At 68.1% G+C, this 26439-nt stretch carries 21 protein-coding genes; 7 read left to right on the forward strand and 14 right to left on the reverse strand.

The features are described 5' to 3' along the window. Positions 1 to 50 precede the first annotated feature (50 nt). The 3 genes from G6N53_RS24870 to G6N53_RS24880 are packed head-to-tail and all read right to left on the reverse strand — an operon-like array spanning position 51 to position 3678. Entirely contained in the window at positions 51 to 1091 is a 1041-nt protein-coding gene (locus G6N53_RS24870) for an ABC transporter permease (RefSeq protein ID WP_163893549.1), read from the reverse strand. Further along, positions 1088 to 2644, reverse strand: a complete 1557-nt coding sequence (locus G6N53_RS24875) for a sugar ABC transporter ATP-binding protein (RefSeq protein WP_163893551.1) — start codon at positions 2642 to 2644, stop codon at positions 1088 to 1090. Before G6N53_RS24875 ends, G6N53_RS24870 begins: the two co-directional genes overlap by 4 nt. Beyond that, positions 2641 to 3678, reverse strand: a complete 1038-nt coding sequence (locus tag G6N53_RS24880) for an NAD(P)-dependent alcohol dehydrogenase (protein WP_163893553.1) — start codon at positions 3676 to 3678, stop codon at positions 2641 to 2643. Before G6N53_RS24880 ends, G6N53_RS24875 begins: the two co-directional genes overlap by 4 nt. Positions 3679 to 3855: 177 nt before the next feature. On the opposite strand from G6N53_RS24880, the gene G6N53_RS24885 reads away from it, so the two are divergent. Then, complete coding sequence (locus G6N53_RS24885; protein WP_163893556.1) at positions 3856 to 4776, forward strand: sugar-binding transcriptional regulator; 921 nt, start codon at positions 3856 to 3858, stop codon at positions 4774 to 4776. A 76-nt stretch (positions 4777 to 4852) separates the two neighbouring features. Then, a complete protein-coding gene (locus G6N53_RS24890) occupies positions 4853 to 5626 on the forward strand; it encodes an SDR family oxidoreductase (RefSeq protein ID WP_163893558.1) in 774 nt (257 codons plus the stop codon). A 39-nt stretch (positions 5627 to 5665) separates the two neighbouring features. Here G6N53_RS24890 and G6N53_RS24895 read toward each other — a convergent pair whose 3' ends face one another. From G6N53_RS24895 to G6N53_RS24935, 9 genes are all read right to left on the reverse strand, one after another. Then, positions 5666 to 6265, reverse strand: coding sequence for a cysteine hydrolase family protein (locus tag G6N53_RS24895; protein ID WP_163893561.1), 600 nt, complete (start codon positions 6263 to 6265; stop codon positions 5666 to 5668). A gap of 40 nt (positions 6266 to 6305) precedes the next feature. After that, on the reverse strand, positions 6306 to 7049 hold the full coding sequence (locus G6N53_RS24900) for a 3'(2'),5'-bisphosphate nucleotidase CysQ (protein ID WP_163893563.1): 744 nt from the start codon (positions 7047 to 7049) through the stop codon (positions 6306 to 6308). Next, positions 7046 to 8998 (reverse strand): sulfate adenylyltransferase subunit CysN, encoded by a 1953-nt coding sequence (cysN, locus tag G6N53_RS24905; RefSeq protein ID WP_264062502.1) that lies wholly within the window; start codon positions 8996 to 8998, stop codon positions 7046 to 7048. The genes G6N53_RS24900 and cysN overlap by 4 nt, the downstream gene beginning before the upstream one ends. Further along, positions 8925 to 9857 (reverse strand): sulfate adenylyltransferase subunit CysD, encoded by a 933-nt coding sequence (gene cysD, locus G6N53_RS24910; RefSeq protein WP_163893568.1) that lies wholly within the window; start codon positions 9855 to 9857, stop codon positions 8925 to 8927. The genes cysN and cysD overlap by 74 nt, the downstream gene beginning before the upstream one ends. A gap of 209 nt (positions 9858 to 10066) precedes the next feature. Then, positions 10067 to 11944 (reverse strand): ArnT family glycosyltransferase, encoded by a 1878-nt coding sequence (locus G6N53_RS24915; RefSeq protein ID WP_163893569.1) that lies wholly within the window; start codon positions 11942 to 11944, stop codon positions 10067 to 10069. Next, the gene (locus G6N53_RS24920; RefSeq protein ID WP_237166633.1) at positions 11941 to 13221 is read right to left on the reverse strand and encodes a bifunctional glycosyltransferase family 2/GtrA family protein; all 1281 of its coding nucleotides are present in this window, start codon (positions 13219 to 13221) and stop codon (positions 11941 to 11943) included. The genes G6N53_RS24915 and G6N53_RS24920 overlap by 4 nt, the downstream gene beginning before the upstream one ends. 29 nt (positions 13222 to 13250) lie before the next feature. Further along, positions 13251 to 15194, reverse strand: a complete 1944-nt coding sequence (locus tag G6N53_RS24925) for a glycosyltransferase family 39 protein (RefSeq protein WP_163893573.1) — start codon at positions 15192 to 15194, stop codon at positions 13251 to 13253. Beyond that, positions 15154 to 16764, reverse strand: a complete 1611-nt coding sequence (locus tag G6N53_RS24930; protein ID WP_163893575.1) for a sensor histidine kinase — start codon at positions 16762 to 16764, stop codon at positions 15154 to 15156. Before G6N53_RS24930 ends, G6N53_RS24925 begins: the two co-directional genes overlap by 41 nt. After that, positions 16742 to 17446: a response regulator transcription factor gene (locus G6N53_RS24935; protein ID WP_163896355.1), complete on the reverse strand. Its 705-nt coding sequence runs from the start codon at positions 17444 to 17446 to the stop codon at positions 16742 to 16744. The genes G6N53_RS24930 and G6N53_RS24935 overlap by 23 nt, the downstream gene beginning before the upstream one ends. 283 nt (positions 17447 to 17729) lie before the next feature. Between G6N53_RS24935 and G6N53_RS24940 the strand changes: the two genes are divergently transcribed. The 5 genes from G6N53_RS24940 (at position 17730) to G6N53_RS24960 (ending at position 23532) form a co-directional block, all read left to right on the forward strand. After that, positions 17730 to 17960 carry a hypothetical protein gene (locus G6N53_RS24940; RefSeq protein ID WP_163886481.1) on the forward strand — a complete coding sequence of 77 codons (231 nt, stop codon included), beginning with the start codon at positions 17730 to 17732 and terminating at the stop codon, positions 17958 to 17960. Positions 17961 to 18063: 103 nt separating this feature from the next. Continuing rightward, positions 18064 to 19041: an oligopeptide ABC transporter permease OppB gene (locus G6N53_RS24945; protein ID WP_163893577.1), complete on the forward strand. Its 978-nt coding sequence runs from the start codon at positions 18064 to 18066 to the stop codon at positions 19039 to 19041. Next, the gene (locus G6N53_RS24950) at positions 19038 to 19961 is read left to right on the forward strand and encodes an oligopeptide ABC transporter permease OppC (RefSeq protein WP_163893580.1); all 924 of its coding nucleotides are present in this window, start codon (positions 19038 to 19040) and stop codon (positions 19959 to 19961) included. The genes G6N53_RS24945 and G6N53_RS24950 overlap by 4 nt, the downstream gene beginning before the upstream one ends. Continuing rightward, the gene (locus tag G6N53_RS24955) at positions 19958 to 21796 is read left to right on the forward strand and encodes an oligopeptide ABC transporter ATP-binding protein OppD (protein WP_163893582.1); all 1839 of its coding nucleotides are present in this window, start codon (positions 19958 to 19960) and stop codon (positions 21794 to 21796) included. Before G6N53_RS24950 ends, G6N53_RS24955 begins: the two co-directional genes overlap by 4 nt. 95 nt (positions 21797 to 21891) lie before the next feature. Further along, positions 21892 to 23532, forward strand: a complete 1641-nt coding sequence (locus G6N53_RS24960; protein ID WP_163896356.1) for an oligopeptide ABC transporter substrate-binding protein OppA — start codon at positions 21892 to 21894, stop codon at positions 23530 to 23532. Here G6N53_RS24960 and G6N53_RS24965 read toward each other — a convergent pair. Both G6N53_RS24965 and G6N53_RS24970 read right to left on the reverse strand, forming a co-directional pair. Continuing rightward, positions 23519 to 24775, reverse strand: coding sequence for an alpha/beta fold hydrolase (locus tag G6N53_RS24965; RefSeq protein ID WP_163893584.1), 1257 nt, complete (start codon positions 24773 to 24775; stop codon positions 23519 to 23521). The genes G6N53_RS24960 and G6N53_RS24965 overlap by 14 nt on opposite strands. Positions 24776 to 24880: 105 nt before the next feature. Beyond that, the gene (locus G6N53_RS24970) at positions 24881 to 26416 is read right to left on the reverse strand and encodes a GMC family oxidoreductase (protein WP_163893586.1); all 1536 of its coding nucleotides are present in this window, start codon (positions 26414 to 26416) and stop codon (positions 24881 to 24883) included. Positions 26417 to 26439: the final 23 nt, after the last annotated feature.

Consider the following 26439-nt stretch of genomic DNA (forward strand, 5'->3'; position numbering starts at 1 on the left):
GCAGTGTTTCGACGGTGAAAGACCCTGCGCCGGTCAGTGTTCGGGTGGAATCAGGTTCGCCTCCTGGATGACCACACGTCGACCGCGACCGCGGCGACGATCAACACGCCCTTGATGACGTCCTGCCAGTACGCGGGGACCACCAGGATGTCGAGGCCGTTGTTCAGCGTCATGATCATGAAGAGCCCGAGGGTGGTGCCCCAGATGCTGCCACGCCCACCCATCAGGCTTGCACCGCCGATCACCACGGCGGCGATGGCGTCGAGCTCGTAGCCCTGCCCCAGATTCGGCGGACCCGAGATGACGCGCGAAGCCAGCATCACGCCGGAGAGCCCGGCGAGCAGGCCGGAGAACGCGTACACACTGAACAACACGTTCTTGGCGTTGATACCAGCGAGTTCGGCGGCGTTGCGGTTGCCGCCGACGGCGTAGACGCGCAAGCCGTAGGAGGTACGTTTCATGATGACGGCGAGCGCGACGATGCCGATGATCATCAGCAGCACCGGGATCTGCAGACCGAGGATCTTGGTGTTGGCGATCGAGCCGAACTCGGGGGGCAGACCGTTGATCGGTGCGCCACCGCCGATGACGTAGGCCACGCCGGAGCCGGCGGTCAACGTGCCCAGTGTCGCGATGAAGGGCGGCACGTTGATCCGCGACACCAGCACACCGTTGATGCAGCCGAAAGCCAGGCCGACGGCCATCGCCACCGAGACCGTCATCCAGACCTGCCCGGGATTGGCCTTGGCGGTCGCCGCGCCTGCCATCGCCGACACCGCGATGACGCTGCCCACCGACAGGTCGATCCCGCCGGTCAGGATCACCAGTGTCTGGCCGAGTGCGATCAGCGCGAAGGGCGCCGCGGCGACCAGGATGGTGACCAGGTTGTCGGGTGTGGCGAAACGCGCACTGCGGTAGCTGAAGTAGGCGATCACCAGCAGCACGACGATGACCATCGAGTACCGCAGCAGGATGCCCGAGAACCATTGCCGGGAAAACAGTTTCACCGGCGCTCCGGTGATCGGTGAGGCCACGGTCGGGGCCTTGGACGGCCCGGGCGGCTGCGTGTCTGCGTCGACGTCGGTCGTCATGGTGCCTCCTGCTGAGTCATGGTCGTGGGTCCCCCGTCGAGTGCGGTCGCCAGGCGGAACACCGACTCCTGAACCTCGGGATGGTCGAGCGCGTCGCGGTCGAGCTCACCGACGAACGTCCCGCCGCGCATGACGAAGGCCCGGTGCGACAGACCGACGATCTCGGGCATGTCCGACGACGCCATCAGCACCGCCATCCCCTGGGCGGCGAATTCGGTCACGATGCGGTAGATCTCGCTGCGGGCGCCGACGTCGACGCCGCGGGTGGGTTCGTCGAGCAGCAGTACCTTGACGTCGCCGGTGAGCCAGCGCGCGAGCACCACCTTCTGCTGGTTTCCCCCGGACAGTGTGCCGACCTCCTGGCCGAGCCCGCGACTGCGTAGCCGCACCGAGGCCATCACGTCGGACACCGCCTTGGTGCGGGATTTTCCGCGCAGCCAGCCTGCGAGTGAGAATGACCCGAGCCGCGGCAGGGTCCCGTTGTCCAGCACGCTCATCGAGAGCACGGCACCTGAGAGTTTGCGATCCTCGGGCACGATGGCCATTCCGGTGGTGATGGCCGCGGCGGGGTGGTTGCGTTTGACGAGTTTGCCCCCGACGGTGACCTCGCCTGCGGTGCTGCTGCGGGCGCCGAAGATCGCTTCCAGCAGCTCAGTGCGCCCGGCGCCGACAAGGCCGGCCAGGCCGACGATCTCGCCCGCACGCACCGTGAACGAGACCGGTCCCGTCGCTCCCTCGACCTGCAGGTCGCGCACCTCGAGTACCGGATCGGTCCCGGGTTCGGGGCGGGCGGGGAACAACGCCTCGAGTTCCCGGCCGATCATGGCGGTGACGATCTCGTCGTCGGTCACCTCCTGGATGCCCTTGTCGAGGATCAGTCCGCCGTCGCGCAGCACGACGACCCGGTCGGCGATGGCGCGGATCTCGGCCATCTTGTGGGTGGTGTACACCATCGCGACGCCGTGCTCACGCAGGGTGCGTACCACCTTGTAGAGACCCTCGACCTCGCGCTCGGAGATCGCCGAGGTGGGTTCGTCGAGCATGACGACCTGCGCACCGGTGCGGGCGGCCTTGACGATCTCGACGATCTGACGCAACCCGACGGGCAGGCTGCCCATCCGGGCCGACGGGTTGATCTCGATGCCGAACACCGCCAGCGCGTCGCGTGCCTCGTCGATCATCGCGCGCCGGTTCAGGAACGGACCTACCTTGAGTTCCCTTCCGACGAATAGGTTCTCGTAAACCGTCAGGTACTCGATGGAGGCCAGTTCCTGCGGCACGATGGCGACCCCGTGCCGGACCGCATCCCTGGTGCTACCCGGCGCCAGCTTGGCGTCGCCGACCTCCACCACGCCACGGTCGGCGGTGTACTGGCCGCTGATGATCTTCATCAGCGTCGACTTTCCCGCCCCGTTCTCACCTGCCAGCGCGGTGACGGTGCCGGGTTGCAGTTCGAGTGCGATACCGGTGAGCACCGGAACGCCGCCGAAGCTCTTGTGGATGTCGTTGCACCGCAACAGCGAATGCGCGGCGGGGGCGTGTGCGGCGGTCATGTGGGTACCACGATCGACTTGAGGCTGGCCGGATCGGAGTCGGTGTCGAGGGCCTCACCAACGTGGTCCAGGTCGTAGCGCCCCGTCACCATGCCGTCGAGGTCGACGGCTCCCGACGCCACCAGATGGATGGCGGCGGGCCAGGTGTCGGTGTAGCGGAAGACGCCGGTGACAGTGATCTCGTGATTCGCGATGTGGCTGACCGGCAGCGCGTATTCGTCGGCACCCATCCCGACCAGTACGACGTGGCCGGCGGGGCCCACCGCCTTGATTCCGCTGACGACGGCCGCGGGTACCCCGGTGGCATCGACGAAGGCGTCCACCGGCTCGATCGCCGCAATGTCCACCACGGTCGGGTCCAGCGCTTCGGTGGCGCCGAACTGCAGCGCCTTGTCCCGGCGTTCGGCGACGAGATCTGTGACGACGATGCGCGACGCGCCGAACGCCCGCGCGGTCTGTGCGCAGATCACTCCGATCGGACCTGCTCCGGCGATGAGGATCGACGTGCCCGGGGCAATGTGCGCCTTGCGCATGGTCGCGATCGCCACCGACAGCGGCTCCAGCAACGCCGCCGCCTCGTCGGAGATCCCGTCGGGCACCGGATGCGCCATGTCGTCGTCGATGAGCACGTAGCGGCAGAAGGCCCCGTCGATGGGCGGTGTGGCGTAGAACTCGATGTGCGGGCACAGGTTGTACCGCCCGGCCTTGCACTGCGCGCAGCGTCGGCACGGATGCTGCGGCTCCACCGCGACGCGCTGACCGATCCGTCCCGGATCCACCCCGGCACCGACTGCGGCGATGCGGCCGGACAGTTCGTGCCCGAGGACCATCGGCTGGTCGACGATGAAGTCACCGATGCGGCCGTGCAGGTAGTAGTGCACATCGGAGCCGCACACGCCGACGGCGGCCACTTCGACCAGCACTTCGCGCTCCCCGGGTGTCGGCACCGGTCGGTCCTCGATCTTCAGAGTGCGCACACCCGTCATGACGCTGGCACGCATGGTGGCTGGCGTGGGTTCGACCGCTGCGGTCATCGCGCTTCCCTTCGTTCACGCACCGGCGAGCCGGGCGACACCCATCCGACAGCCGCGCTCATCTGTTGCACACGCTGCTCATATGAGGGCTTGTGATGTGGATCATCGTCTGGGCTATGCTCATGTGTCAAGCGGACCCGCTCATATGAGCGGCCGCATCGTCGTGTAGGAGGCGCCATGGGACCTGACGAGCTGTTCCAGCGCGCCGTGATCGCCCGCCGCTACTACCTCGAGGGCCGCACTCGCGTCGAGATCGCCGAGGAATTCGGGCTGTCCCGCTTCAAGGTGGCCCGGATGCTGGAAGAGGCCTTGGAAACCGGGATGGTCGAGATCAAGATCCACGACCCGGGATCGATCGACGTGGAGTTGTCCACCGCCTTACAGCGGAAGTACTCGCTCCAGCACGCGTATGCCGTCGCCGCGGAGTCCAAGAATGCTGCCGACAAAGTGGAGGCCGTCGCCAAGGCGATGGCCGATCTGCTGCAGTCGATCCTGCGTGACGACGACGTCATCGGGGTGGACTCGGGCAGGACCATGACGCACATCGCGGCCTACCTGACCTCGCTGCCGAAATGCGACGTCGTGCAGATCACCGGATTGGCCGGCGCAATCACCTACAACGGCGCGGACCTGACCCGGCGGATCAGCGAGATCACGGGCGGCAGATCATGGCCACTCTATGCACCGCTGGTCGTGTCCGACGCGCGCACAGCCGAAAGCCTGGCGAGCAGCCAACAGATGAAAGAGACCTTTGCGCAGCACGCCAACGTGACGTGTGCCCTCGTCTCTGTGGGCGCTTGGGGTCCGGACACGTCACAGGTCTACGCGCCGCTGACCCCGGCCGAGGCCGCAGGCTTCGAGGCCGCAGGCGTATGCGCCGAGACCTGCGCCCTACTGCTCGACGCCGACGGAAACCGCATCGCCGGACTCGACGAACGCCGAATGGGCATCAGTGAGGCGAACCTGCGCGCGATCCCCACCGTTATCGCGCTCAGCACCGGCGTGGCGAAAATCGCTGCAACAAAGGCGGTGCTGAGATCCGGGCTGATATCGGCCATCGTGACCGACACCGAGGTCGCTGCGGCGATGCTCGACTGATTCACCCCGACGCATTCACCCGACAGCGATCATCGACGCCCCAGAAAGCACACCAGGAAGACTCACAAGGAAGACTATGGAACCCAGTACCGAACCCGTTGTGGACCTCGACTTCTCGCTGAAAGACAGGGTCGCGGTGGTGACCGGCGGCGGCTCCGGCATCGGTGCCGCGATCGTCGCGGCATTCGCGAGCAAGGGCGCCCGGGTGGCAGTCGTCGATCTCGACGGAGCTGCGGCATCGAAACAAGCCACCGCTGTCGGCGGAGAGAGTCGCGGATTCGACTGCGACGTAGCCGATCCCGCGTCCGTGAGGACGACTGTCGACGCCGTGGTCGAAGCCTTTGGCCAGATCGACATCCTCGTCAACAGCGCCGGGGTTGTCATGCTCGGCCCCGCGGAGGACCTTCCCCTCGATGCCTGGGACAAGACCATCGACATCAATCTCAAAGGCACCTTCCTGGTGTGCCAGGCCGTGGGCAGGCACATGCTCGCGGCGGGCCGCGGCGCGATCGTCAACATGGCATCACAGGCGGCGACGGTCGCGCTGGACCAGCACGTCGCCTACTGCGCGTCCAAATTCGGCGTCGTCGGCGTATCGAAAGTCCTGGCGGCCGAGTGGGGTCGTCGCGGCGTCAGGGTCAACACCATCTCGCCGACGGTGGTGCTGACCGACCTCGGACGAAAGGCTTGGGACGGCCCCCGCGGCGACGAACTGAAGAAGCTGATTCCGGTGGGCCGATTCGCATATCCCGATGAGATCGCGGCCGCGGCGATATACCTCGCCTCCGATGCCGCGGCGATGGTCACCGGCGTCGACCTGCTCATCGACGGCGGTTACACGATCAAGTGAGGTGGGCGGTCGGCGACGTCCGCGCTGATCTCGGGTCCGCTAGTCGGGTATGTCCGCCGATCCAGCAACCACCACGGCAAACAGGTCGGCCAGCGCCGCCAGGCTGGCCGCCTGCATCGCCGACGCCGGGACGGGGTCGCCCTCCGGGCCGGGCAGCGCCCGGGTGGCGGTTGCACCGGCGACCACCGTCGGCGCATAGCCCAGGTTGAACGCGCCGCGGGCGGTGGAGTTCACGCACATGTGCGTCATGAATCCGGCCAGGACCAGGTGCGACGCGTCGACGGTCTTGAGCAGTCCGTCGAGCTCGGTCTTGACGAACGAATTCGGATAGTTCTTGATGACAACCGGCTCCGCGTCCCGCGGCGCCACCTGCGCGACGATCGCTCCGCTCTCGCCGTCGACGTCGTAGAGCGAGCCGGGACCGTCGTCGTGCTGGATGTGGATGACGGGGATACCTGCCGTACGCGCCCGCTCGAGCAGGGCCGCCGCTTCGTCGAGGGCCGGCTGGACCCCCTCGAGTTCCATCACCCCGTGGGTGTAGGTGTTCTGGCAGTCGATCAGGATGAGCGCCGAATCGGCCAGGCTGACCGGGGCAAGCGGAAGGCCTGCCATCGCGCGCAGGGTATTGGGATCAGACACGGTCCCAGCCTACTGGTGACCACCGGCAGGATTCGGAGGTTCAGCGGGCGGTGACCGCCAGCACCGCGTCGGCGAGTTCGGGACGGCACACGATCAGGTCGGGAAGTTTCGAGTCCCCCTGGTTGTACCGCAACGTGGAACCGTCGATGCGCGAGGTGTGCAACCCGGCGGCTCGGGCCACGGCCACCGGAGCCGCGGAGTCCCACTCGTACTGCCCGCCGGCATGGACGTAGACATCCGAGAGCCCCTGCACCACGGACGCCACTTTTGCTCCGGCCGAACCCATCTCGACGAGCACGCCGCCGAGCGCATCCCGAACCTCGAGCGCGACGGCGGGTGGGCGGGTCCGCGAGACCACGATCCGCGGCACCGCGGGCGCGGGCGGCGGGTCGGCCACCGTCGGGGTGGCCAGCGTGATGTCCTGCGCCGGCAGCGCGACCGCGCCGGCGATCAGTTCGCCGCCGTCGCCGTGGCGCTGCCAGAGCGCCACGTGCACCGCCCAGTCCGTCCGGCCGAGCTCGGAGAACTCCCGGGTACCGTCGAGCGGGTCGACGATCCAGACCCGCTCGGCGCCGAGCCGCACCGGATCGTCGACACCCTCCTCGGAGAGCACCGCGTCATCGGGTCGCTCGGCAGCCAGCGCCGCCATCAGGAAGTCATGCGAGCGCTTGTCCCCCGCCGCCTTCCTCTCCTCGGCGGTGGCTTCCGCCAGTTCCTGCCGGACATCGAGCAGCAGCGCACCGGCCTGGGTGGCCAGCAGCGCGGCGAGCTCGTGGTCGGTCACGTCCTTCCCTCGAGCATCTCGATGACCGCAACCGCCAGCTCGTCGGGGGTGCGGTCCGAGGTGAGGCGCAGATCCGGGTTCTTCGGCCGTTGATACGGGCTGTCGACACCGGTGAAGTGGGTGATCTCGCCGGCACGCGCCTTGGCGTACAACCCCTTCGGGTCGCGCCTCTCGCAATCCTCCAGCGGGGTGTCGCAGAACACCTCGTAGAAGTCGACACCGGCTTCGGTGGCCACCGTGCGCGCCAGCTCACGGTGCTCGGCGAGGGGACTGATCGCCGGCACCAGCACCACCTGACCGGAGTCGGCGAGGATCGCGGCCACGTGCGCGAGCCTGCGGAGGTTCTCCGACCGGTCGGCCATCGAGAAACCGAGGTCCGCGTTGAGGCCGTGACGCAGGTTGTCGCCGTCGAGAACGTAAGCGGGAATCCCCTTTTCGAGCAACTTCTGCTCGACGAGCATGGCCACCGAGGACTTGCCCGAGCCGGACAGGCCGGTGAACCACACTGTGCGCCCCCTTGTCAGCCGGTCCTCGGCGGTGCACAGCGACTCGTGCCGGACCGTGTTCGGGCTCGCAGTGCGTACCGTGCCGTCGCGCAGCACCATGCCCGCGGCCACGGTCCCGTTGGAGTTCGGGTCGATCAGGATGAACGAGCCGGTGGTCGCGTTGCGGCTGTACTCGTCGAGCAGCAGCGGCACGTGGGTGCGCAGCGAGACCCGGCCCAGCTCATTGAGTTTGAGCGCTGTCGCCGATTTGTCACGATGCAGGGTGTTGACATCGAGGCGGTAGTCCAGACCCGTCACCTTGACCCGCGTGGTGCGGGTGTTGTGCTTGATCAGGTAGTCGCGACCGGGTTCAAGCGACGCGCCGTCGGCCATCCAGCACACAGTGGCGTCGAAGTCCTGCGAAACCCTGGGCTGATTGTTCGGACGCGCGATCAGGTCACCACGGGAGATGTCGATGTCGTCGGTCAGGCTGACCGACACCGCCATCGGCGGGAACGCCTCTTCGATTGGGCCGCCCGGGCTTTCGATCGCGGCGATCTTGGTCGTCTTGCCGGTGGGCAGCACCACGACCTCGTCACCGACCCGCATCACCCCGCTGGCCAGCGTGCCCGCGTAGCTGCGGTGATCATGGTGGTCCCGGGTCTGCGGGCGGATCACGTACTGCACCGGGAACCGGACGTCGACGAGGTTGCGATCGCCGGCGATGTACACCTCTTCGAGGTGGGTGAGCAGCGACGGCCCTTCGTACCACGGCGTCACGTCGGACTTGGTGACCACGTTGTCGCCGTTGAGCGCCGACAGCGGGATGGTCGTCACGTCATGGACATCCAGGCGTGCGGCGAAGTCATGGAACTCGTTGCGGATCGACTCGAAACGCTCCTCGTCCCAGTCGACCAGGTCCATCTTGTTGACCGCCAGCACGACGTGCTGGATGCCGAGCAACGAGGCCAGGAAGGCATGCCGCCGCGACTGCTCGAGCAGCCCGTGGCGCGCATCGACGAGCACGATGGCCAGCTGCGCAGTCGACGTTCCGGTGACCATGTTGCGGGTGTACTGGATGTGACCCGGGGTGTCGGCGATGATGAATTTCCGCTTGGCCGTGGCGAAATAGCGGTAGGCGACATCGATGGTGATGCCCTGCTCGCGCTCGGCCCGCAGGCCGTCGGTCACCAGCGCCAGGTCGGTGTAGTCGTGTCCGCGCTCCTTGGAGGTGCGCTCGACTGCGGCAAGCTGGTCCTCCATGACGGCCTTGGAGTCGAAGAGCAACCGGCCGATCAGCGTGGACTTGCCGTCGTCGACCGAACCGGCGGTCGCGATCCTCAGAAGTGTTGCCATGGTTATTTCACCCGTCGCTTCGCTCGCCTTGGCATCAGAAGTAGCCCTCTCGCTTGCGGTCTTCCATGCCCGCCTCGGAGATCCGATCGTCGGCGCGGGTGGCGCCACGTTCGGTCAGCCGCGAGATGGCGGTCTCGGCGATGACCTCGGCGACGGTGGCCGCCGTCGACTCGACGCAGCCGGTGCAGGTGACGTCGCCGACGGTGCGGAACCGCACGGTCTTCTCGATGATCGGCTCGTCCTCATGTGGCTGCAGATACTTGTGGACGGCCAGCAGCATGCCGTCGCGCTCGAACACCTTGCGCTGGTGGGCGTAGTAGATCGACGGCAGCTTGATCTTCTCGGCGCCGATGTAGGACCAGATGTCGAACTCGGTCCAGTTGGACAACGGGAACACCCGGATGTGCTCACCCTTGTGGTGACGGCCGTTGTAGATGTTCCACAGCTCGGGGCGCTGAGCCTTGGGATCCCACTGGCCGAACTCGTCGCGGAAGGAGAAGACCCGCTCCTTGGCCCTGGCCTTCTCCTCGTCGCGGCGGGCACCGCCGAAGGCGGCATCGAACTTGTTCTCGCGGATGGCGCGCAACAACGTGAAGGTCTGCATCGGATTGCGCGACGGGATGGTCTCGACCACCCGGCCGGCGTCGATGTCGTCCTGCACCTTGGCGACCACCAGCCGCACGCCGGACTCCGCGACCAGCTCGTCACGGGCGGCCAGCACCTCGTCGAAGTTGTGGCCGGTGTCGACGTGCATCACCGGGAACGGCAACCGGCCGGGCCGGAAGGCCTTGATCGCAAGATGCAGCATGACGATCGAGTCCTTGCCACCCGAGAACAGCAGGACCGGCCGCTCGAACTCGGCGGCCACCTCCCTGATGATGTGGATGGCCTCGGCCTCCAACGCTCGCAGGTGGCTCAGTTCGTACCGGCCGGCGTTCTGGGTGAGCTCGTCGTCGGTGACCGTCATCGCATCTCCATAAAGTCGGTAGATATGACCAACTTACCAATCATGCCCTGGAATCTAGCGATCTGCCGCCGGTGCTGTCAACGTCGAGCGACTCCGCAGCCGGTACGCGGGCACGCCCAAATCCGACTTCTGCAGCAGAATTGCGAGTAACAGCCTGCAAAAGTCGGGTCTCGGCGTGCTTCGGGTCGCGCTGTCTAGGCGGTGACCTGTCAACGCTGCAGGTCGTACACGGTCGCACCACCGACGCTCATCGGGGTGAAGTTCTGCTCGACCCAAGTGGTGATGTCGGTCGGCGATCCGATGCCGCGGCCGGGCCCACCACGGTCGTCGGCGATGAAATAGCGCACCTGCCTGTCGGAGACATAGGCCTGGAACTGCTCGAGGGTCGGTGAGTTGTCGCCGCCGGTGAACCCGCCGATCGCCATCACCGAAGCGCCCGTCGCCAGCTCGAGGCCGCCTGCGGACATCGAGCCGATGGTTGCAGCAGCCCAGCGGTTGTCGTCGGCCGCCTCCACAAGCTGCTGCAGTTCGGTGTTGTCCGACACCGAGCCGCCGGCACCCCGGCCTCCCGGGCCACCGTCGGAGGCTGCCGGACCGGACATCGCCATCGGTCCCTCATCGGCGCGCATCGCCGTCTCGATCGTGTAGGCGGCAGGCACGGCCGCACCGAAGAACACTGCTGCGGCGGCGCCAATCGCGGTCGCACGACCGAGCCGGTGTAGGCCGACGGCGAGCGTCACGGCCACCACCACAGCGCCGATCAGCACCACCCAGCGCAGCCAGGGCAGCCAGTCCGGCGTTCGGTCGAGAAGGACGAACGCCCACACCCCGGTCGCCGCACACATCGTCGTCAACACCGCGCGCGGCGCCCGATACCGCCGGCCTCGCCAGAGTTCGGCCGTGCAGATCCCGACCAGTGCGGCGACCGCCGGGGCCAACGCCACGGTGTAGTACGGGTGGATGATGCCGTCCATGAAGCTGAACACCGCACCGGTGACCAGCAGCCAACCACCCCACAGCAACAGGCTCGCTCGGACTCCGGCCGTACGTGCAGTCCTGCGGGTGAACCACAGGCCCGCCCCCAGGCCGATCAGCGCAGCCGGCAACAGCCACGATGCCTCGGCGCCCATCGACGCACCGAACAGCCGACCGATCCCGGGCTCGCCGCCGAAGAACAGATTGCCGCCCGCCCCGTCCGGCCCGCCACCCGGCCCGCCACCGTCAGGGCCGCCACCAGGGCCGCCTTCGCCGCCGGTGACGCGCTGGATACCGTTGTAGCCCAATGCGAGTTGCACCAGGCTGTTGTCGGTGGAGCCACCGACGTACGGCCGTGAGCCTGCGGGCCAGATGCTGACCATCACCAGGAACGATCCAGCGGTCGCGATCATCGCACCGGCCGCCAACAGCAGCTTGCGCACCCGCTGCCACCACCCGACCGGCGCGGCCACCAGGAACGCCACCGCGAAACCGGGCACGACGAGGACGCCCTGCAGCATCTTGGCCAGGAACGCAAACCCCAGCACCACCCCCACCAGGACCAGCCACCGGGTGCCCGCCGTCTCCACCGCGCGCACCATGCAGTACGCGGCGACGACGAGCAGCAGCACCAGCAGCGCATCGGGGTTGTTGTACCGGAACATCAACGCCGCCACCGGCGTGACGGCGAGCACGGCGCCGGCGAGCAGGCCGGCGCCGGGGCCACTGACCCGGCGTACGGCGGCGTACACCACACCGACCGCCGCGACACCCATCAGTGCCTGCGGCAGCAGCATCGTGAACGGTGTGAACCCGAACAGCCTGCCCGACAACACCATCATCCACAGCGCGGCGGGCGGCTTGTCCACGGTGATCGCGTTACCGGCGTCCAAAGATCCGAACAGCCAGGCCTTCCAGTCCTGGGTACCCGCCTGCGCCGCTGCGGCGTAGTACTGGTTGGCCCAGCCCGAGGACCCCAGATCCCACAGGTAGAGCACCGCGGTGACGCTCAGCAGCGCGAGCAGTGCCGGCCGCACCCAGCGGGGCTGCGCCAAGCGGTCTTCCGCGCCGGGCAGCACAGGTGAGTCGGTGGTCAGTGTCTTCGCGGTCATCGCGGCTTTCCTTCTGTTTTGCTGCGCAGTGGGTGGAACACCCAGCCGCGCAGCAGGACGAAGCGCACCGCGGTGGCGAGCAGGTTGGCCCCGACGAGGACCGCGAGTTCGACTGTGTGGGGTGGCGCCTGCGTCGTGGCGTGCAGAATCCAGAGCGAGCCGCTGGTGATGGACAACGCGACGCCGAAGACGATCAGCCCTTCGGCGTGATGTCGGATCAAACGGGCGCTGCCCCCGACGCCGAACGTGAACCGCCGGTTGGCCGCCGTGTTGGCGAGCGCGGTGAGCAGCAGTGCGATCAGGTTGGCCAACTGCGCACCGGCCCACCCCTGAATCAGCACGAACAGCAGGACATAGGCGGCGGTCGATGCAACCCCGACGGCCCCGAACCGCACGACCTGCCGCAGCAGTGAACCCGGGGCGGCCGGGACTCCCGAAAGTCCGAGCTGTGCGGCGATGGTGTTGACCGGGATGGCGCCGGTGGCGAAACCGCGCAGCAGCCGTCCGATGCCGCGTAGGTCGGCGGCGGCTGTCGCCACGATGTCCACGGTGGTGTTCGGATCGTCCACCCAGTCCACCGGCACCTCGTGGATGCGCAATCCACTGCGCTCTGCCAGAACCAGAAGTTCGGTGTCGAAGAACCACCCGGTGTCCTCGACAAACGGCAGCAACCGAGCTGCGACGTCGGCGCGAATCGCTTTGAACCCACATTGTGCGTCGGAGAACCCGGCCGCCAGTGTGGATTTCAGCAGCAGGTTGTAGCAGCGGGAGATGACCTCCCGTTTGGGGCCGCGCCGCACGCGGGCACCGCGACCGAGCCTGGTCCCGATCGCAAGATCGGAGTGGCCCGAGACCAGCGGCGCGACCAGAGGGGCGAGTGCCGCGAGATCGGTGGACAGGTCGACGTCCATGTACACCAGGACCGTCGCGTCGGACGTCGACCAGACCTGATGCAGGGCGCGTCCCCGTCCCTTCTGTTCCAGCCTGACCACCCGCACGTCGGCCAGCTCGCCAGCGAGATCTGTCGCGATGCGGGCTGTGTCGTCGGTGCTCGCGTTGTCGGCGATGGTGATCCGCGCCGGGAACGGGACGGCCTCCCGCAGGTAGCGGTGCAGGCGGTGCACTGTGTCGGCCAGCACCTCTTGCTCGTTGTAGACGGGGACCACGACATCGAGCACCGGCACCCCGGAAGCGCGCGCTGCCGCCGCAGCGTTCGGCCGGGGTTCGAACGGCTTGTCACCACAGTGGAACTCGTGCTCGAGCACAGTGTCTGTCATGACATCCATGCTCGGCTGCACAGGTGTGCTCAGCGTTGGCCCGAGCTGTGTTCGGGCTGTGAGACGGCGGCCGGCGTGGTCAGGTCGTAGACGACCACCCCGTCGATGGTCTGTGCGGCATAGTGCGCCTGCACCCAATCGGTGATCGACGCCGACTCTCCACCGTCACCGCGACCCGGGCGACCCATCATCCGGCCCTCGATGAAGTAGTGGATCCGTCCCCCGTCGACGTGACCGATGAACTGCTCGAGCGTCGGCGCGGGGTCGGTGCCGTTGAAGCCCCCCACCGCCATCACCGGAGCACCGGATGTCAACTGGTACCCAGCGGCATTGTTGGACCCGACAACCGCTGCCGCCCAGGCATACTCGCTGGCCTGCGCGGCGATACGACGGGACAGCTCAGGCCCCGGGACCGGCGCGTTCAACAAGCCGTCGGGAAGACCGGGCCCACCGCTTCGTGCCGGTCCGACCGTAGGGATCGCTCCGCTGTGCGGTGTCGACGCGGTGGCAATGGAGTACGCGGTAGGCGCGGCGATGCACGCCACCACCGTGAGCAGCGCGACTGCATGGGTCGCCCTCTCACCCAACCAGTTCGACAGAAGCACCAGCACGGCCGCGCCCACTCCTGCGACAGCGACTCCCGCCCGCAGCACCGGCGCCCAGTCGCCATCACGGGCCAGCAGTACTGCCGCCAAGACAGCGGTGAGGAGGACCACGCCGGACAGTGTGGTCGCGGCGCGGACATCGGAACGCCTGTGCCACAGCAATGTTGCACCGATTCCGATTCCGGCGGCGATCGCCGGCGCGAGCGCCACCGTGTAGTAGGAGTGCACAATGCCGTTCATGTAGCTGAGCACCGCAGCCGTCACAGTCAGCCAGCCGCCCCAGATGATCAGAGCGGCACGGGTGGAGTCGGTGCGCGGTGCGCGGCGGGTGGCGACGAAACCCGCGGCGATGCAGATGATCGCTGCCGGCAGCAGCCACGCGATGTCCATGCCCATCCCCGAGCCGAACAGTCGACCCCAGCCGACGTCGTGGTTGAGGTTGCCCAGACCGCCGGGCTCGTCACCGGTCAGTCGACCGAACCCGTTGTACCCCAGAGTGAGTTCGACGATGCTGTTGTTCTGTGACCCGCCGATGTACGGTCGCGACGATGCCGGCCACAGGTCCACCAGCAGCAGAAACCAACCGGCGGAGAGCGCCACCGCGGCCACCGCGAACCCGGTGTGCAGGAACCGCCGGCCCAGCGGCCTGGACCCGGCAAACAGGTAGGCCGCCGCGAGCGCGGGTAACACCAGCAGCGCCTGCAACATCTTGGCCAGGAAGCCGAGCCCGACCGCCACACCCGCCGCGATCAGCCACCATCTGCCTGCATCCTTCTCACACGCGCGTTGGGTGCAGTAGGCGGCGAGGACCAACAGCAGTACCAGCAGCGCATCGGGATTGTTGAACCGGAACATCAGCGCCGCCACCGGCGTCAACGCAAATACCACGCCGGCAAGAAGTGCGGCCGTGGGGCCGGCGACGCGGCGGACCCCGGCATAGAGCACTGCGACCGCGGCGACGCCCATCAATGCCTGCGGCGCCAGCACGGCCCATGAGTTGAATCCGAACACCCGCACCGATACGGCCATCACCCACAGCGCGGCGGGGGTCTTGTCCACCGTGATGGCGTTCGCGGCGTCGCTGGACCCGAACAGCATCGCCGTCCAGTCGCTCGCGCCCGCCTGTGCCGCCGCTGAGTAGTAGGCATTCGCCCAGCCGCTGTATGCGAGGTTCCACAGGTAGAGAACCCCGGTGCCGCACAGCAGCAGGATCAACCCCGCCCGCGCCGAGCAGACGCGAAATCGCACACCCCGGGGGCTTTCTGCGCGATTTCGTGGCTGCTCGGCAGGAAGGAGGAAGGGCACCGATCGATCATCGGGGCCGGCGCTAGGTGCCCGGTTGGGCTCCGCTGTGGGCCGGCTGTGCATCGCCGGGCAGCCTGACGGTGAATTCCGTTCTGCCCGGGACACTGTGCACTTCGATCGTGCCGCGGTGTGCCCGCACCACCGCGTCGACGATCGCCAGGCCGAGCCCGGTGCTGCCGTCCCGTCGCGAACGCGAGGAGTCACCGCGCGCGAACCGCTCGAACACATCGGGCTGCAGCCAGGGTGGGATGCCCGGCCCGTCGTCGAGGACGGTCAACACCGCGTCGGCCCGGTCACCCACCGCCAGCGATGTGGTGACAGAGGTGCCCGGCGGGGTGTGGATACGGGCATTGGCCAGCAGGTTGGCCAGCACCTGGTGCAGACGCGCCTCGTCTCCGACGACCATGACGGGTTCGTCGGGCAGATCCAGCTCCCATTTGTGCTCCGAACCGGCGATGTGCGCGTCGCTGACCGCGTCCACGACCAGGCGGGTCAGGTCGACCGGATCCCGCTGCAAGGGACGTCCGGTGTCCAGGCGGGCCAGCAGCAGCAGGTCCTCGACGAGGTGGGTCATCCGCTCGGTCTCGGATTCGACGCGGCTCATCGCGTGGGCGACGTCCTCGGGCAGTTCGCTCTGCTTGCGTTGGGCCAGTTCGGTATAACCGCGGATGGCCGCCAGGGGCGTACGCAACTCATGGCTGGCGTCGGCGACGAACTGCCGCACCCGGGTCTCGCTGGCCTGGCGCGCCGACAGCGCCCCGGCGATGCGGTCGAGCATGCGGTTCAGCGCGCCGGAGAGCTGGCCGATCTCGGTGTGCGCGGCGGCCGGATCGACCTTGACGATCGGTGTCGGCAACCGCACCTCACCTCGGTCCAACTCCAGATCGGCGACCTGCTGGGCGGCCGCGGACACCCGCGCGAGCGGCTCGAGCTGGCGCCGGACGATGACGATGCCCGCCGTCGCTGCGGCCAGTAGGGCGACGGCGCCGACCACACAGAAGATGACGAATACCCAGAGCATGGTGTCGTCGACATCGGCAGTGGGCAGGCCGGTGACGATGGCCTCGCCCGGGTGGTGGGCAGGCGAGCTCACTACCCGATAACGGCCGAGCCGCTCGAGGTCGAGCGTCCTGGGACGCATGTCGACGGGAAGCTCGGCGAGTTGCTGGGCCGCTGCCGAGGAGATCGCGGCGCGGGACCCGTCGGTGGTGATGACGCCGGCGTCCAGCACGGATCCTTGCGACACGACCGCGCCGACCGTGCGGATCGCCTGGCCCGGCGCGTTGAGGAAGGCCGGACCCACCTCGTCGCCGTCGCGGATGACCACGCGAGGCGCGGAGCCGGGCGGCCGGGGCAGGCCGGGCTGCCGCATCATCGGCGGGCCCATACCGGGCGGTGGCGGTGGCGGCCCGAAGTCGAAAATCATCGCCGAGCGCCTGGCGGCCTCCACCACCTGTTCGTCGAGCTGGTTCATCAAGAACCGTTGCAGCGCAAACTCGGTGGCGATGCCGATGCCCGCGCACACCGCCGCCAGCAGCACGACCTGGGTGACCAGCAGACGCGTCCGCAGCGACCAGCCGCGCGGCGCGCGCCAGCCCGCCCGCGCAGAATCAGCGCGCGGGCTTGAGGACATAGCCCGCACCCCGCAACGTGTGGATCATCGGTTCCCGTCCGCTGTCGATCTTCTTGCGCAGGTAGGACACGTACAGCTCGACGATGTTCGACCGCCCGCCGAAGTCATAGCTCCACACCCGATCGAGGATCTGCGCCTTGCTCAGCACCCGTTTGGCATTGCGCATCATGAACCGCAACAGTTCGAACTCCGTCGCGGTCAGCGAGATGACGTCGCCGGCGCGAGTCACCTCATGGCTGTCTTCGTCGAGCACGAGGTCTCCGACGACGATCTTGGCCCCGCCGCCCTCGGTGGTCACGCCGGTGCGCCGCAGCAGTGCCCGCAGCCGCAGCACCACCTCTTCGAGGCTGAACGGCTTGGTCACGTAGTCATCACCACCGGCGGTCAGGCCCGCGATGCGGTCCTCGACCGAGTCCTTGGCGGTGAGCAGCAGCAGCGGCAGCCCCGGGATCTGCTCACGCAGCTTGCGCAGCACCTCCAGCCCGCTCATGTCCGGCAGCATCACGTCGAGCACGACCACGTCAGGCGGCGTCTCCCTGGCGAGTGCGATCGCGGTGGCACCGTCGCCGGCGGTCACGATCTCCCAGCCCTCGTAACGCAGCGCCATGGATACCAACTCGGCGAGCACTGGCTCGTCGTCGACGACGAGGACGTGGATGGGACTTCCGTCCGCGCGGCGCATCACCACCCGGGCACCGTCGCCGGAGGCGGCGAAACCGGCACCGTCGCCGGAGGCGGCGAAACCGGCACCGTCGCCGGAGGCGGCGAAACCGGCACCGTCGCCGGAGGCGGCGAAACCGGCACCATCGCCGTCGGAAACAGGGGTGTCGGCCACTGACCCATTATGTGCCCGGGCGCTAGGCGCACTCTGTGCCGTTACTGTGCGCAGGCTGTGAACGTTCACCCACATCCGATGCTGGGTCGCCGCACAGCCCGTGCACATCGGGCGGATCCAGTGTGATGGCATGAGCAACGACGACGTGATGTTCGACGACTCCGTATGGGGCAGCCCGCAACCGGGGCCGCGGCGCTGGAGCGCTCGTGAGACGGCGGTGGCCGTCGGTATCGCGGCGGTCATCGCGGGGCTCGGCGGGGCGGCGATCTATGCGGCGACCTCGGAGTCCGCACCTGCGCTCGGACCACCTGACCACCCGGCTCTCGGCCGGTCAGGACCTGGGCAACCGCCGATCCGATAGCGGCAGCCCGGTGCCGATCAGCCACGCCGAGGACACCTGAACGGGCTGTGTCAACACATTTCTCCTAACCTGTCCGAATGCAGCCCAGCGGCGGACCCACCGCATGACCCGCTTCCTCGCGCGTCGGCTGCTCAACTACATCGTGCTGCTGGGCATCGCGTCGTTCCTCACGTTCACGCTGACGTCGCTGACGTTCGAACCGCTCGACAGCCTGCTGGAACGCAACCCGCGGCCTCCCCAGTCCGTCATCGACGCCAAGGCCGCCGAGCTGGAGCTCGACGAACCGATTCCGGTCCGCTACGCGAACTGGGTGTCGGGGGCGGTCCGCGGGGACTTCGGGACCACGGTCACCGGTCAGCCGGTCACCGAGGAGCTGTGGCGTCGCATCGGGGTGAGCCTGCGGTTGGTCGTGATCGGTTCGGTGGTGGGCACCGTCGTCGGCGTCGTCGTCGGCGCGTGGGGCGCGGTCCGCCAGTACCGGCTCTCCGACCGGGCCGTCACCGTGGCATCTCTGCTGATCCTGAGCACCCCGACCTTCGTGGTGGCCAACCTGCTGATCCTGGGCGCGCTGAAGGTGAACTCGGTCCTGGGGATACAGCTGTTCGAGTACACCGGGGAGACGTCACCGGACGCGGTGGGGGGCGCCTGGAATCAGTTCGTCGACCGGCTGCAGCATCTGGTCCTGCCCACCTTCACGCTCGCGCTGGCGTCGATCGCCGGGTTCAGCCGCTACCAGCGCAACGCGATGCTCGACGTGCTCGGACAGGACTTCATCCGAACCGCGCGGGCCAAGGGGCTGACCCGGCGGCGGGCGCTGTTCAAGCACGGCCTGCGCACCGCGCTCATCCCGATGGCGACGCTGTTCGCCTACGGCGTCAGCGCCCTGGTCACCGGCGCGGTGTTCGTCGAGAAGATCTTCGGGTGGCACGGCATGGGTGAGTGGGTGGTGCAGGGTATCGCCTCCCAGGACACCAACATCATCGCCGCGATCACGGTCTTCTCCGGGGCGACGATCCTGCTGGCGGGGTTGCTGTCCGACGTGATCTACGCCGCGCTCGACCCGAGGGTGCGTGCGTCGTGAGCGAATCATCGACCGAATACCAGTTCGTCTCCCGGCGCACGCTGGTGCTGCGACGCTTCCTGCGCAACCGGGCGGCCGTGGTGTCGCTGGTGGTGCTGTGTCTGCTGTTCGTGGGCTGCTACGCGTTGCCCCCGCTGCTGCCCTATTCCTACAACGATCTGGACTACTACGCCCTGCAGCAGCCACCGACCACCGAGCACTGGTTCGGCACGAACGCGCTGGGCCAGGACCTGCTCGCGCAGACTCTGCGCGGTATGCAGAAATCGCTGCTGATCGGTGTCTGTGTGGCGTTCATCTCGACGATCATCGCGGCGACGGTCGGCGCGATCGCCGGGTATTTCGGCGGCTGGCGCGACCGGTCGTTGATGTGGCTCGTCGACCTGCTGCTGGTCGTTCCGAGCTTCATCCTTATCGCGATCGTCACACCCCGGATCAGAGAGTCCGGCACCGTCCTCTGGCTCATCCTGTTGCTGGCGGTGTTCAGCTGGATGATCAGCTCCAGGATGGTGCGCGGCATGACGATGAGCTTGCGGGAGCGCGAATTCGTGGTCGCCGCGCGATACATGGGCGTCAGCCACTGGCGCATCATCGTCCGTCACATCCTGCCCAACGTGGCGTCCATCCTGATCATCGACACCGCGTTGAACGTCGGCCTGGCCATCCTGGCGGAGACCGGTCTGAGCTTCCTCGGCTTCGGGGTGCAACCTCCCGACGTGTCGTTGGGGACCCTGATCGCCGACGGCACCCGGTCGGTGACGACGTTCCCGTGGGTGTTCCTGTTCCCCGCCGGAATGCTGGTGGCGATCGTGTTGTGCGCCAACCTCATCGGCGACGGGCTGCGCGACGCCCTGGACCCGGCCGCGCGACCCGCCCCGAGCCGTAGCCGGCGCCGCGCGCAGAAGGCGGAGCGCCGCCCATGACCCTTCTCGAGGTACGAGGTCTGACGGTCGGCTTCGCCACCGACACCGAACACGTGGCCGCCGTGCGCGGCCTGGACTACCACGTCGAAGCCGGTGAAGTCGTCGCGCTGGTCGGCGAATCCGGCGCGGGGAAGTCGGCGGGCGCGATGGCTGTCATCGGCCTGCTCCCCCCGTACGCCGAGGTGTCGGGTTCGGTCCAGTTGCACGGCGAGGAACTGCTGGGTCTGTCCGACCAGCAGATGTCCCGCATCCGGGGCCGCAGGATCGGCACCGTCTTCCAGGACCCGATGTCGGCGCTGACCCCGGTCTACAGCGTCGGCGACCAGATCGCCGAGGCGATCCAGATCCACCACGGCGACGTCAGCGGCAGGGCGGCGCGCACCCGCGCCGTCGAGCTGCTCGAACTGGTCGGGATCGCCCAGCCGCAGCGACGAGCTCGCGCGTTCCCGCACGAACTGTCCGGCGGGGAACGCCAGCGCGTCGTCATCGCGATCGCGATCGCCAACGACCCCGACCTACTGATCTGCGACGAACCCACGACCGCGCTCGACGTCACTGTGCAGGCGCAGATCCTCGACGTGCTGCGCACGGCCCGCGACGTCACCGGCGCCGGGGTGCTGATCATCACCCACGATCTCGGCGTCGTCGCGGAGTTCGCCGACCGCGCCCTGGTGATGTACGCCGGGCGGGCGGTGGAGACGGCTCCGGTCGCCGATCTGTACCGCAGCCGCCGGATGCCCTACACCGCCGGTCTGCTCGGCTCGGTCCCGCGCCTGGACGCAGACCAGGGTGCCCGGCTGGTGCCGATCCCCGGCGCTCCCCCGTCACTGGCGGCGTTGCCTGCAGGCTGCCCGTTCACCCCGCGGTGTCCGCTCGCCATCGACGCCTGCCACGCGCAGGAGCCGGAACTCGAGACGGTCGGCGCCGATCACCGGGTTGCCTGCATCCGCAGTGACGAAGTCGCCGGCCGCAGCGCCGCCGAGATCTACGGCCTGTCGACCGGACCGCAGCCGGTGGTCGGCCCGGCGGCCGACGAATCCGTCGTGCTGCGCGTTCGCGATCTGGTCAAGACGTACACGTTGACCAAGGGAGTGGTGCTGCGCCGCCGGATCGGTGAGGTACGCGCTGTCGACGGCATCGGTTTCGAGTTGCAGCAGGGTCGCACCCTGGGCATCGTCGGGGAATCGGGCTCGGGCAAGTCGACGACACTGCATCAGATCCTGGATCTCACCGCACCCCAGGGCGGATCCATCGAGGTGCTCGGCGCCGACGTCGCCACGTTGGACAGACGCTCCCGCAAGGTGTTGCGGGGTGACCTGCAGGTGGTGTTCCAGGATCCGGTCGCGTCCCTGGATCCCCGGCTGCCGGTGTTCGATGTGCTGGCAGAGCCGCTACGGGCCAACGGCTTCGACAAGAACACAATCGATGACCGGGTGGCCGGACTGCTCGCCGAGGTCGGGTTGCGCCGGGAGGACGCCGGCAGGTACCCGGCGGAATTCTCCGGCGGCCAGAAGCAGCGCATCGGTATCGCCCGGGCGCTGGCATTACAACCGAAGATCCTGGCGCTCGACGAGCCGGTGTCTGCGCTGGACGTGTCCATCCAGGCCGGCATCATCAACCTGCTGCTCGATCTGCAGGACCGCCTCGGACTGGCCTACCTGTTCGTCTCCCACGACCTGTCGGTGGTCAAACACCTCGCCCATCGGGTGGCGGTGATGCACAAGGGCGTGATCGTCGAGCAGGGTGACGGTGAGCAGGTTTTCGCCCACCCCCGACACGAGTACACACGCCGGTTGCTGGCTGCGGTGCCGCGGCCGCCGGCGGATCACGGATAAAGTCGGTGGGCATGACCTACCGAACCTCCCGAGCAGTCGCAAAATCGCACGAGCCGCCCCTGTCGCGTGCGATTCTGCGTCTGCTCGGTGTCGGCATGGCGGCGGTGCTGGTGCTGACCGGCTGTTCCAGCCCGGACAGCGACGTGCCTTCCGCCGGTGGTGACGCCGAGATAGGTGCGACCGCCGACATCAACCCGCAGGATCCTTCGACGCTGCAGCAGGGCGGCAACCTGCGGCTCTCGCTGTCGGGTTTCCCGCCCAACTTCAACTACCTGCACATCGACGGCAACCTCGCGGACCTCGGCGCGTTGTTGCGCGCCACGCAGCCGCGGGCCTTCTTCATCAGGCCCGACGGGGAGATGACGGTCAACGAGGACTACTTCACCAACGTCGAGTTGACCAGCACGGACCCCCAGGTCGTCACCTACACGATCAACCCGAAGGCGGTCTGGTCCGACGGCACGCCGATCACCTGGGACGACATCGCGGCCCAGATCAACGCCACCAGTGGCAAGGACCCGGCATATCTGTTCGCGGCCCCGAACGGCAGCGAGCGCGTCGCGTCGGTGACCAAGGGTGTCGACGACCGGCAGGCCGTCATCACCTTCGCCAGGCATTACGCCGACTGGCGGGGCATGTTCGCAGGCAACAGCATGCTCGCCCCCAAGGTGATGACCGAGACGCCGGAGGCGTTCAACACCGGCTTCCTGGACGGGCCCGCGCCGTCGGCCGGGCCGTTCACGATCACCTCCGTCGACCGCGGGGCACAGCGAATCGTGTTGAGCCGCAACCCGCAATGGTGGGGCACCCCGCCGGTTCTGGATTCGATCACCTACACGGTGCTCGACGACGCAGCCAAGATCCCGGCCCTGCAGAACAACGCGCTCGACGCGGTCGGGCTGGCCACGCTGGATGATCTGACGATCGCCCGCCGCACCGACGGCGTCTCGGTCCGGCGGGCACCGGCACCGAGCTGGTACCACTTCACGTTCAACGGCGCGGAAGGGTCGATCCTGTCCGATCCGGCGCTCCGGACGGCGATCGCCAAAGGCATCGACCGCCAGGCCATCGCGGCGATCACGCAGCGTGGCCTCGTCGACAACCCGGTACCGCTGAACAACCACCTCTACCTCGCGGGCCAGGAGGGCTACCAAGACAACGCCACCGCCTTCGACCCGGAGGCCGCAAGGCGTGATCTGGATGCGCTCGGCTGGACACTCGGCGGCGACGGCCAGTTCCGAGAGAAGGACGGCCGCAGGCTCACCATCCGCGACGTCTTCTACGACGCGCAGAGCACCCGCCAGATCGGTCAGATCGCGCAGAACAACCTGGCGCAGATCGGGGTCGAACTGCAGTTGAACGCCGTCGCCGGCGGCACCTTGTTCAGCGACCACATCACGCCGGGGAACTTCGACATCGCCCAGTTCGGTTGGGTCGGCGACGCGTTCCCGCTGGGTGGCCTGACCCAGATCTATGCCTCAGATGGCGAGAGCAACTTCGGCAGGATCGGCAGCCCCGAGATCGACGCGAAGATCGAGGAGACGCTCTCCGAGCTGGACCCGGCCAAGGCCCGCACCCTGGGCAACGAGCTCGACGAGATGATCTGGGACGTCGGCTTCAGCCTGCCGCTGTTCCAGTCACCGGGCAACGTCGCGGTGCGCAGCAACCTGGCCAACTACGGCCCATCCGGCATCGGTGACCTGAAGTACACCGCGATCGGCTTCATGAAGGAGTGACCGGGCGCCCGGCGCGGGAGATCGCGTCGGGCACCACGGACTCCGCCTTCGCCGCGATGTTGATCGCGCCGGCGAGCAGTCGCAGGGACAGGTTCGCCGGTAGGGCATCCAGTTCGGTTGACAGCGCGGGGAGTTCGTGGATGTCGCCGGAGTACGCGGACTTGCAGATCCGCAGCGCGGCCTGTTCTCGGGTGTCGAGGATGCTGTGACCGGCCGTCGGGAGTTCGACGAGCACCGCGTCCGGGATGAGTTCGGCGACCCGCTGTGCCACGGCCGGTGGCGTGGTCAGGTCACGCCCGCCGGAGATCACCGCAGTCGGCCACGAGAAGCCCGGCATGGCGATCGTCAGATCGTACGGCTCGGCGACGAAATCCGGTTCACCGCTGGCGATCTCGCGGAACGCGACGGCCGGGTCGAGCGGCTCGCCGTCGGGTACCGCACCGTAGTTGAGTTCCCGGTAGGCGATGCGCTCGACGAGGTCCGGCTCATGGTGGTACGGCGTCTGACGCTCCAGCAACAGCCTGGTTCCCAGCCCCACCGCGGCCCACAGCCAGTCGTGACCGGCCAGCAGCAGGTCCAGCTGACGGTCCAGGACCTCCGGGCCCGCGATGCCGTACATGCCTGCAGCCCGCAGCACGGCCGTCGGATCCAGGATGCCGTCGGCAACCAGTCGGCGCACCTTGACCGCCAGGTCCGAGCTCTCCGGGACCAGCCCGTCCCAGAGCACCCGTCGGATCTGTGCCCGGACGTCGTCGATGTCGTCGGCCGAGAGCAAGGGGCTGTCCAGCACCATCGTCTGGATCCGTGCGGGGTGACGCACCCCGAGACCGGCTGCCAGATACGTGCCGTAGGACGTGCCGTACACGGTCGCCGTATCGACCTGGGCGTCGTCGAGCACGGCGGCGATGTCGTCGACCGCCGCGTCGACGGTCAGCGCCTCCGGGGGCAGGTCGACGCCGTCGTCGTCGTGGCGGGACAGGCCGACCCCGCGGTGCTCGACCATGATGACGTCGAGCCCCTCGACCGCAGCGTGGCGCCGAAACGCCCGGTAGAGCGCCACCGACGCCGCTCCGGGCCCGCCCGGGACGACGAGCAGCGGATGGCTGGATTTGCGCCCGGTCCGCACGTAGTAGAGGTCGAACTCACGGTCGCCGCCACGCCCGACCGGCCTGCGGACCGGGCGCACACCGGCCAGTGCGGCGAGCTTGTCGTGCGCTCGGCGCCGCGAGGCGTTCATCGTCATCACGTTTCATTGTGCCGTGCGCGTTCTCAGCGCACTCGGCGGCCACGAAGGTGCGCTCGATGTCCGCGGTTGACGGCGCGTCGGTGTGCAGACGCGCGTTCGCGGTCAGGAGGTGATGAGGTCGGCGGCTTTCTCGCCGATCAACACGCTGGGTGCGTGGGTGTGGCCGCGGATGATCGACGGCATCACCGACGCATCGGCCACCCGCAGCGCCTTCACGCCGCGGACCCGCAGCTCGGGATCGACGACGCTGGCGTCGTCGCGGCCCATCCGGCAGGTGCCGACCGGGTGATAAAGCGTGTGCGACAGCGATTCCATTGCCCTGACCAGGGTTTCGTCGTCGAGCGTGGTGGCGTCCAACGGGCGGGCGATTCTGCCGATGGTCCCCCGCAGCGCGGGGGCTCGGGCGATGTCGGCGCACACCCGCAGGCCTGCCATCAGCGCGTCACGATCCGCTCCCGCGTCGTCGGTCAGGTACCGGGGGTCGACCAGCGGCTTGTCGTGCGGGTCGGCGGTACGAAGCGTGATCGTGCCCCGGCTCTGCGGTTTGAGCAGGATCGGACCCATCACGACGGCGTGGCCGACGTACGGGTCGCCGATCCCCTCGTCGAAATAGGGTGCGGGAGCGAAGATCAGCTCGAGATCCGGGAGCTCCAGATCCGGCCGGCTCTTGATGAAGCCGTAGGCCTCTCCGACGTTCGAGGTGAGCATTCCGCGCCGCCGCACGAAGTAGTTGAGCAGCTCCAACGGTTTCTGCGCCGCGAACAGCGAGTCGTGGGGGACGTCGAAGCCCAGCGGGATGACGAGGTGATCGATCAGGTTGGCGCCCACTTCCGGCGAGTGCGCGACGCCGACGATACCGTGGCGGGTGAGTTGATCGTTGTCACCGATCCCGGAGAGCATCAGCAGCTGCGGGGTGTTGATCGCCCCGGCACACAGCACCACCTCGCGGCGTGCGGTGACCACGGTGCGGCCGTCTTTGCCGTCGAACTCGACGCCGATCGCGCGGTCGCCGGCGAACACCACCCGCGTCGCCGTGGCCTCGGTGAGCACCCGCAGGTTCTTACGTTTGCGGATGGGCTTGAGGTAGGCGTCCGCGCTGCTCCACCGCGCGCCCCGGCGCTGGGTGACATGGGTCTCGCAGAAGCCTTGTGGCTGCGCCTGGTTCGGCTCCTCGACGGGGTATCCGCATTCCTGCGCCGCGGTCAGCCAGGCTGCGGTCGACGCCCGCGGGCTGCGTTGGCGTGAGATGACCAGCGGCCCGGATTCGATGCGCCGCAGGTACGGCTCGAGGTGGGCGTGGTCCCATTGCTCGCCGGCGTGTTCACCCCACTCGTCATAGTCGGCGGAGAACCCACGCACCCACATCATCGCGTTCATCGAGGACGACCCGCCGAGCATCTTGCCGCGGGGCCAGTAGATCCGGCGTCCGCCGAGACCCCGTTGCGGTTCGGTCAGGTAATTCCAGTCCAGCGGGCCCCGCATCAACTGGGCGAAGCCGGCAGGGATGTGGACGAACTTGTCCTTGTCCCGCCGGCCCGCCTCGAGCACGGTGACCCGGACGGAGGGATCGGCACTGAGGCGGTTGGCCAGGACAGCGCCGGCAGAGCCTGTTCCCACGATGACGTAATCGGCGTCCACGAGCGGAAGTCTAGGTGCCGGCC

The organism is Mycolicibacterium hippocampi, from assembly GCF_010723735.1.
GTDB classification, from domain to species: Bacteria; Actinomycetota; Actinomycetes; order Mycobacteriales; family Mycobacteriaceae; genus Mycobacterium; species Mycobacterium hippocampi.

Excerpts from the sequence above, each read along its gene's own strand:
- G6N53_RS24870 (WP_163893549.1), bottom strand. The coding sequence starts at position 1,091 with ATGACGACCGACGTCGACGCAGACACGCAGCCGCCCGGGCCGTCCAAG.
- G6N53_RS24875 (WP_163893551.1), bottom strand. The coding sequence starts at position 2,644 with ATGACCGCCGCACACGCCCCCGCCGCGCATTCGCTGTTGCGGTGCAAC.
- G6N53_RS24880 (WP_163893553.1), bottom strand. The coding sequence starts at position 3,678 with ATGACCGCAGCGGTCGAACCCACGCCAGCCACCATGCGTGCCAGCGTC.
- G6N53_RS24885 (WP_163893556.1), top strand. The coding sequence starts at position 3,856 with ATGGGACCTGACGAGCTGTTCCAGCGCGCCGTGATCGCCCGCCGCTAC.
- G6N53_RS24890 (WP_163893558.1), top strand. The coding sequence starts at position 4,853 with ATGGAACCCAGTACCGAACCCGTTGTGGACCTCGACTTCTCGCTGAAA.
- cysD (WP_163893568.1), bottom strand. The coding sequence starts at position 9,857 with ATGACGGTCACCGACGACGAGCTCACCCAGAACGCCGGCCGGTACGAA.
- G6N53_RS24915 (WP_163893569.1), bottom strand. The coding sequence starts at position 11,944 with ATGACCGCGAAGACACTGACCACCGACTCACCTGTGCTGCCCGGCGCG.
- G6N53_RS24920 (WP_237166633.1), bottom strand. The coding sequence starts at position 13,221 with ATGACAGACACTGTGCTCGAGCACGAGTTCCACTGTGGTGACAAGCCG.
- G6N53_RS24925 (WP_163893573.1), bottom strand. The coding sequence starts at position 15,194 with ATGCACAGCCGGCCCACAGCGGAGCCCAACCGGGCACCTAGCGCCGGC.
- G6N53_RS24930 (WP_163893575.1), bottom strand. The coding sequence starts at position 16,764 with ATGTCCTCAAGCCCGCGCGCTGATTCTGCGCGGGCGGGCTGGCGCGCG.
- G6N53_RS24935 (WP_163896355.1), bottom strand. The coding sequence starts at position 17,446 with ATGCGCCGCGCGGACGGAAGTCCCATCCACGTCCTCGTCGTCGACGAC.
- G6N53_RS24940 (WP_163886481.1), top strand. The coding sequence starts at position 17,730 with ATGAGCAACGACGACGTGATGTTCGACGACTCCGTATGGGGCAGCCCG.
- G6N53_RS24945 (WP_163893577.1), top strand. The coding sequence starts at position 18,064 with ATGACCCGCTTCCTCGCGCGTCGGCTGCTCAACTACATCGTGCTGCTG.
- G6N53_RS24955 (WP_163893582.1), top strand. The coding sequence starts at position 19,958 with ATGACCCTTCTCGAGGTACGAGGTCTGACGGTCGGCTTCGCCACCGAC.
- G6N53_RS24960 (WP_163896356.1), top strand. The coding sequence starts at position 21,892 with ATGGCGGCGGTGCTGGTGCTGACCGGCTGTTCCAGCCCGGACAGCGAC.
- G6N53_RS24965 (WP_163893584.1), bottom strand. The coding sequence starts at position 24,775 with ATGACGATGAACGCCTCGCGGCGCCGAGCGCACGACAAGCTCGCCGCA.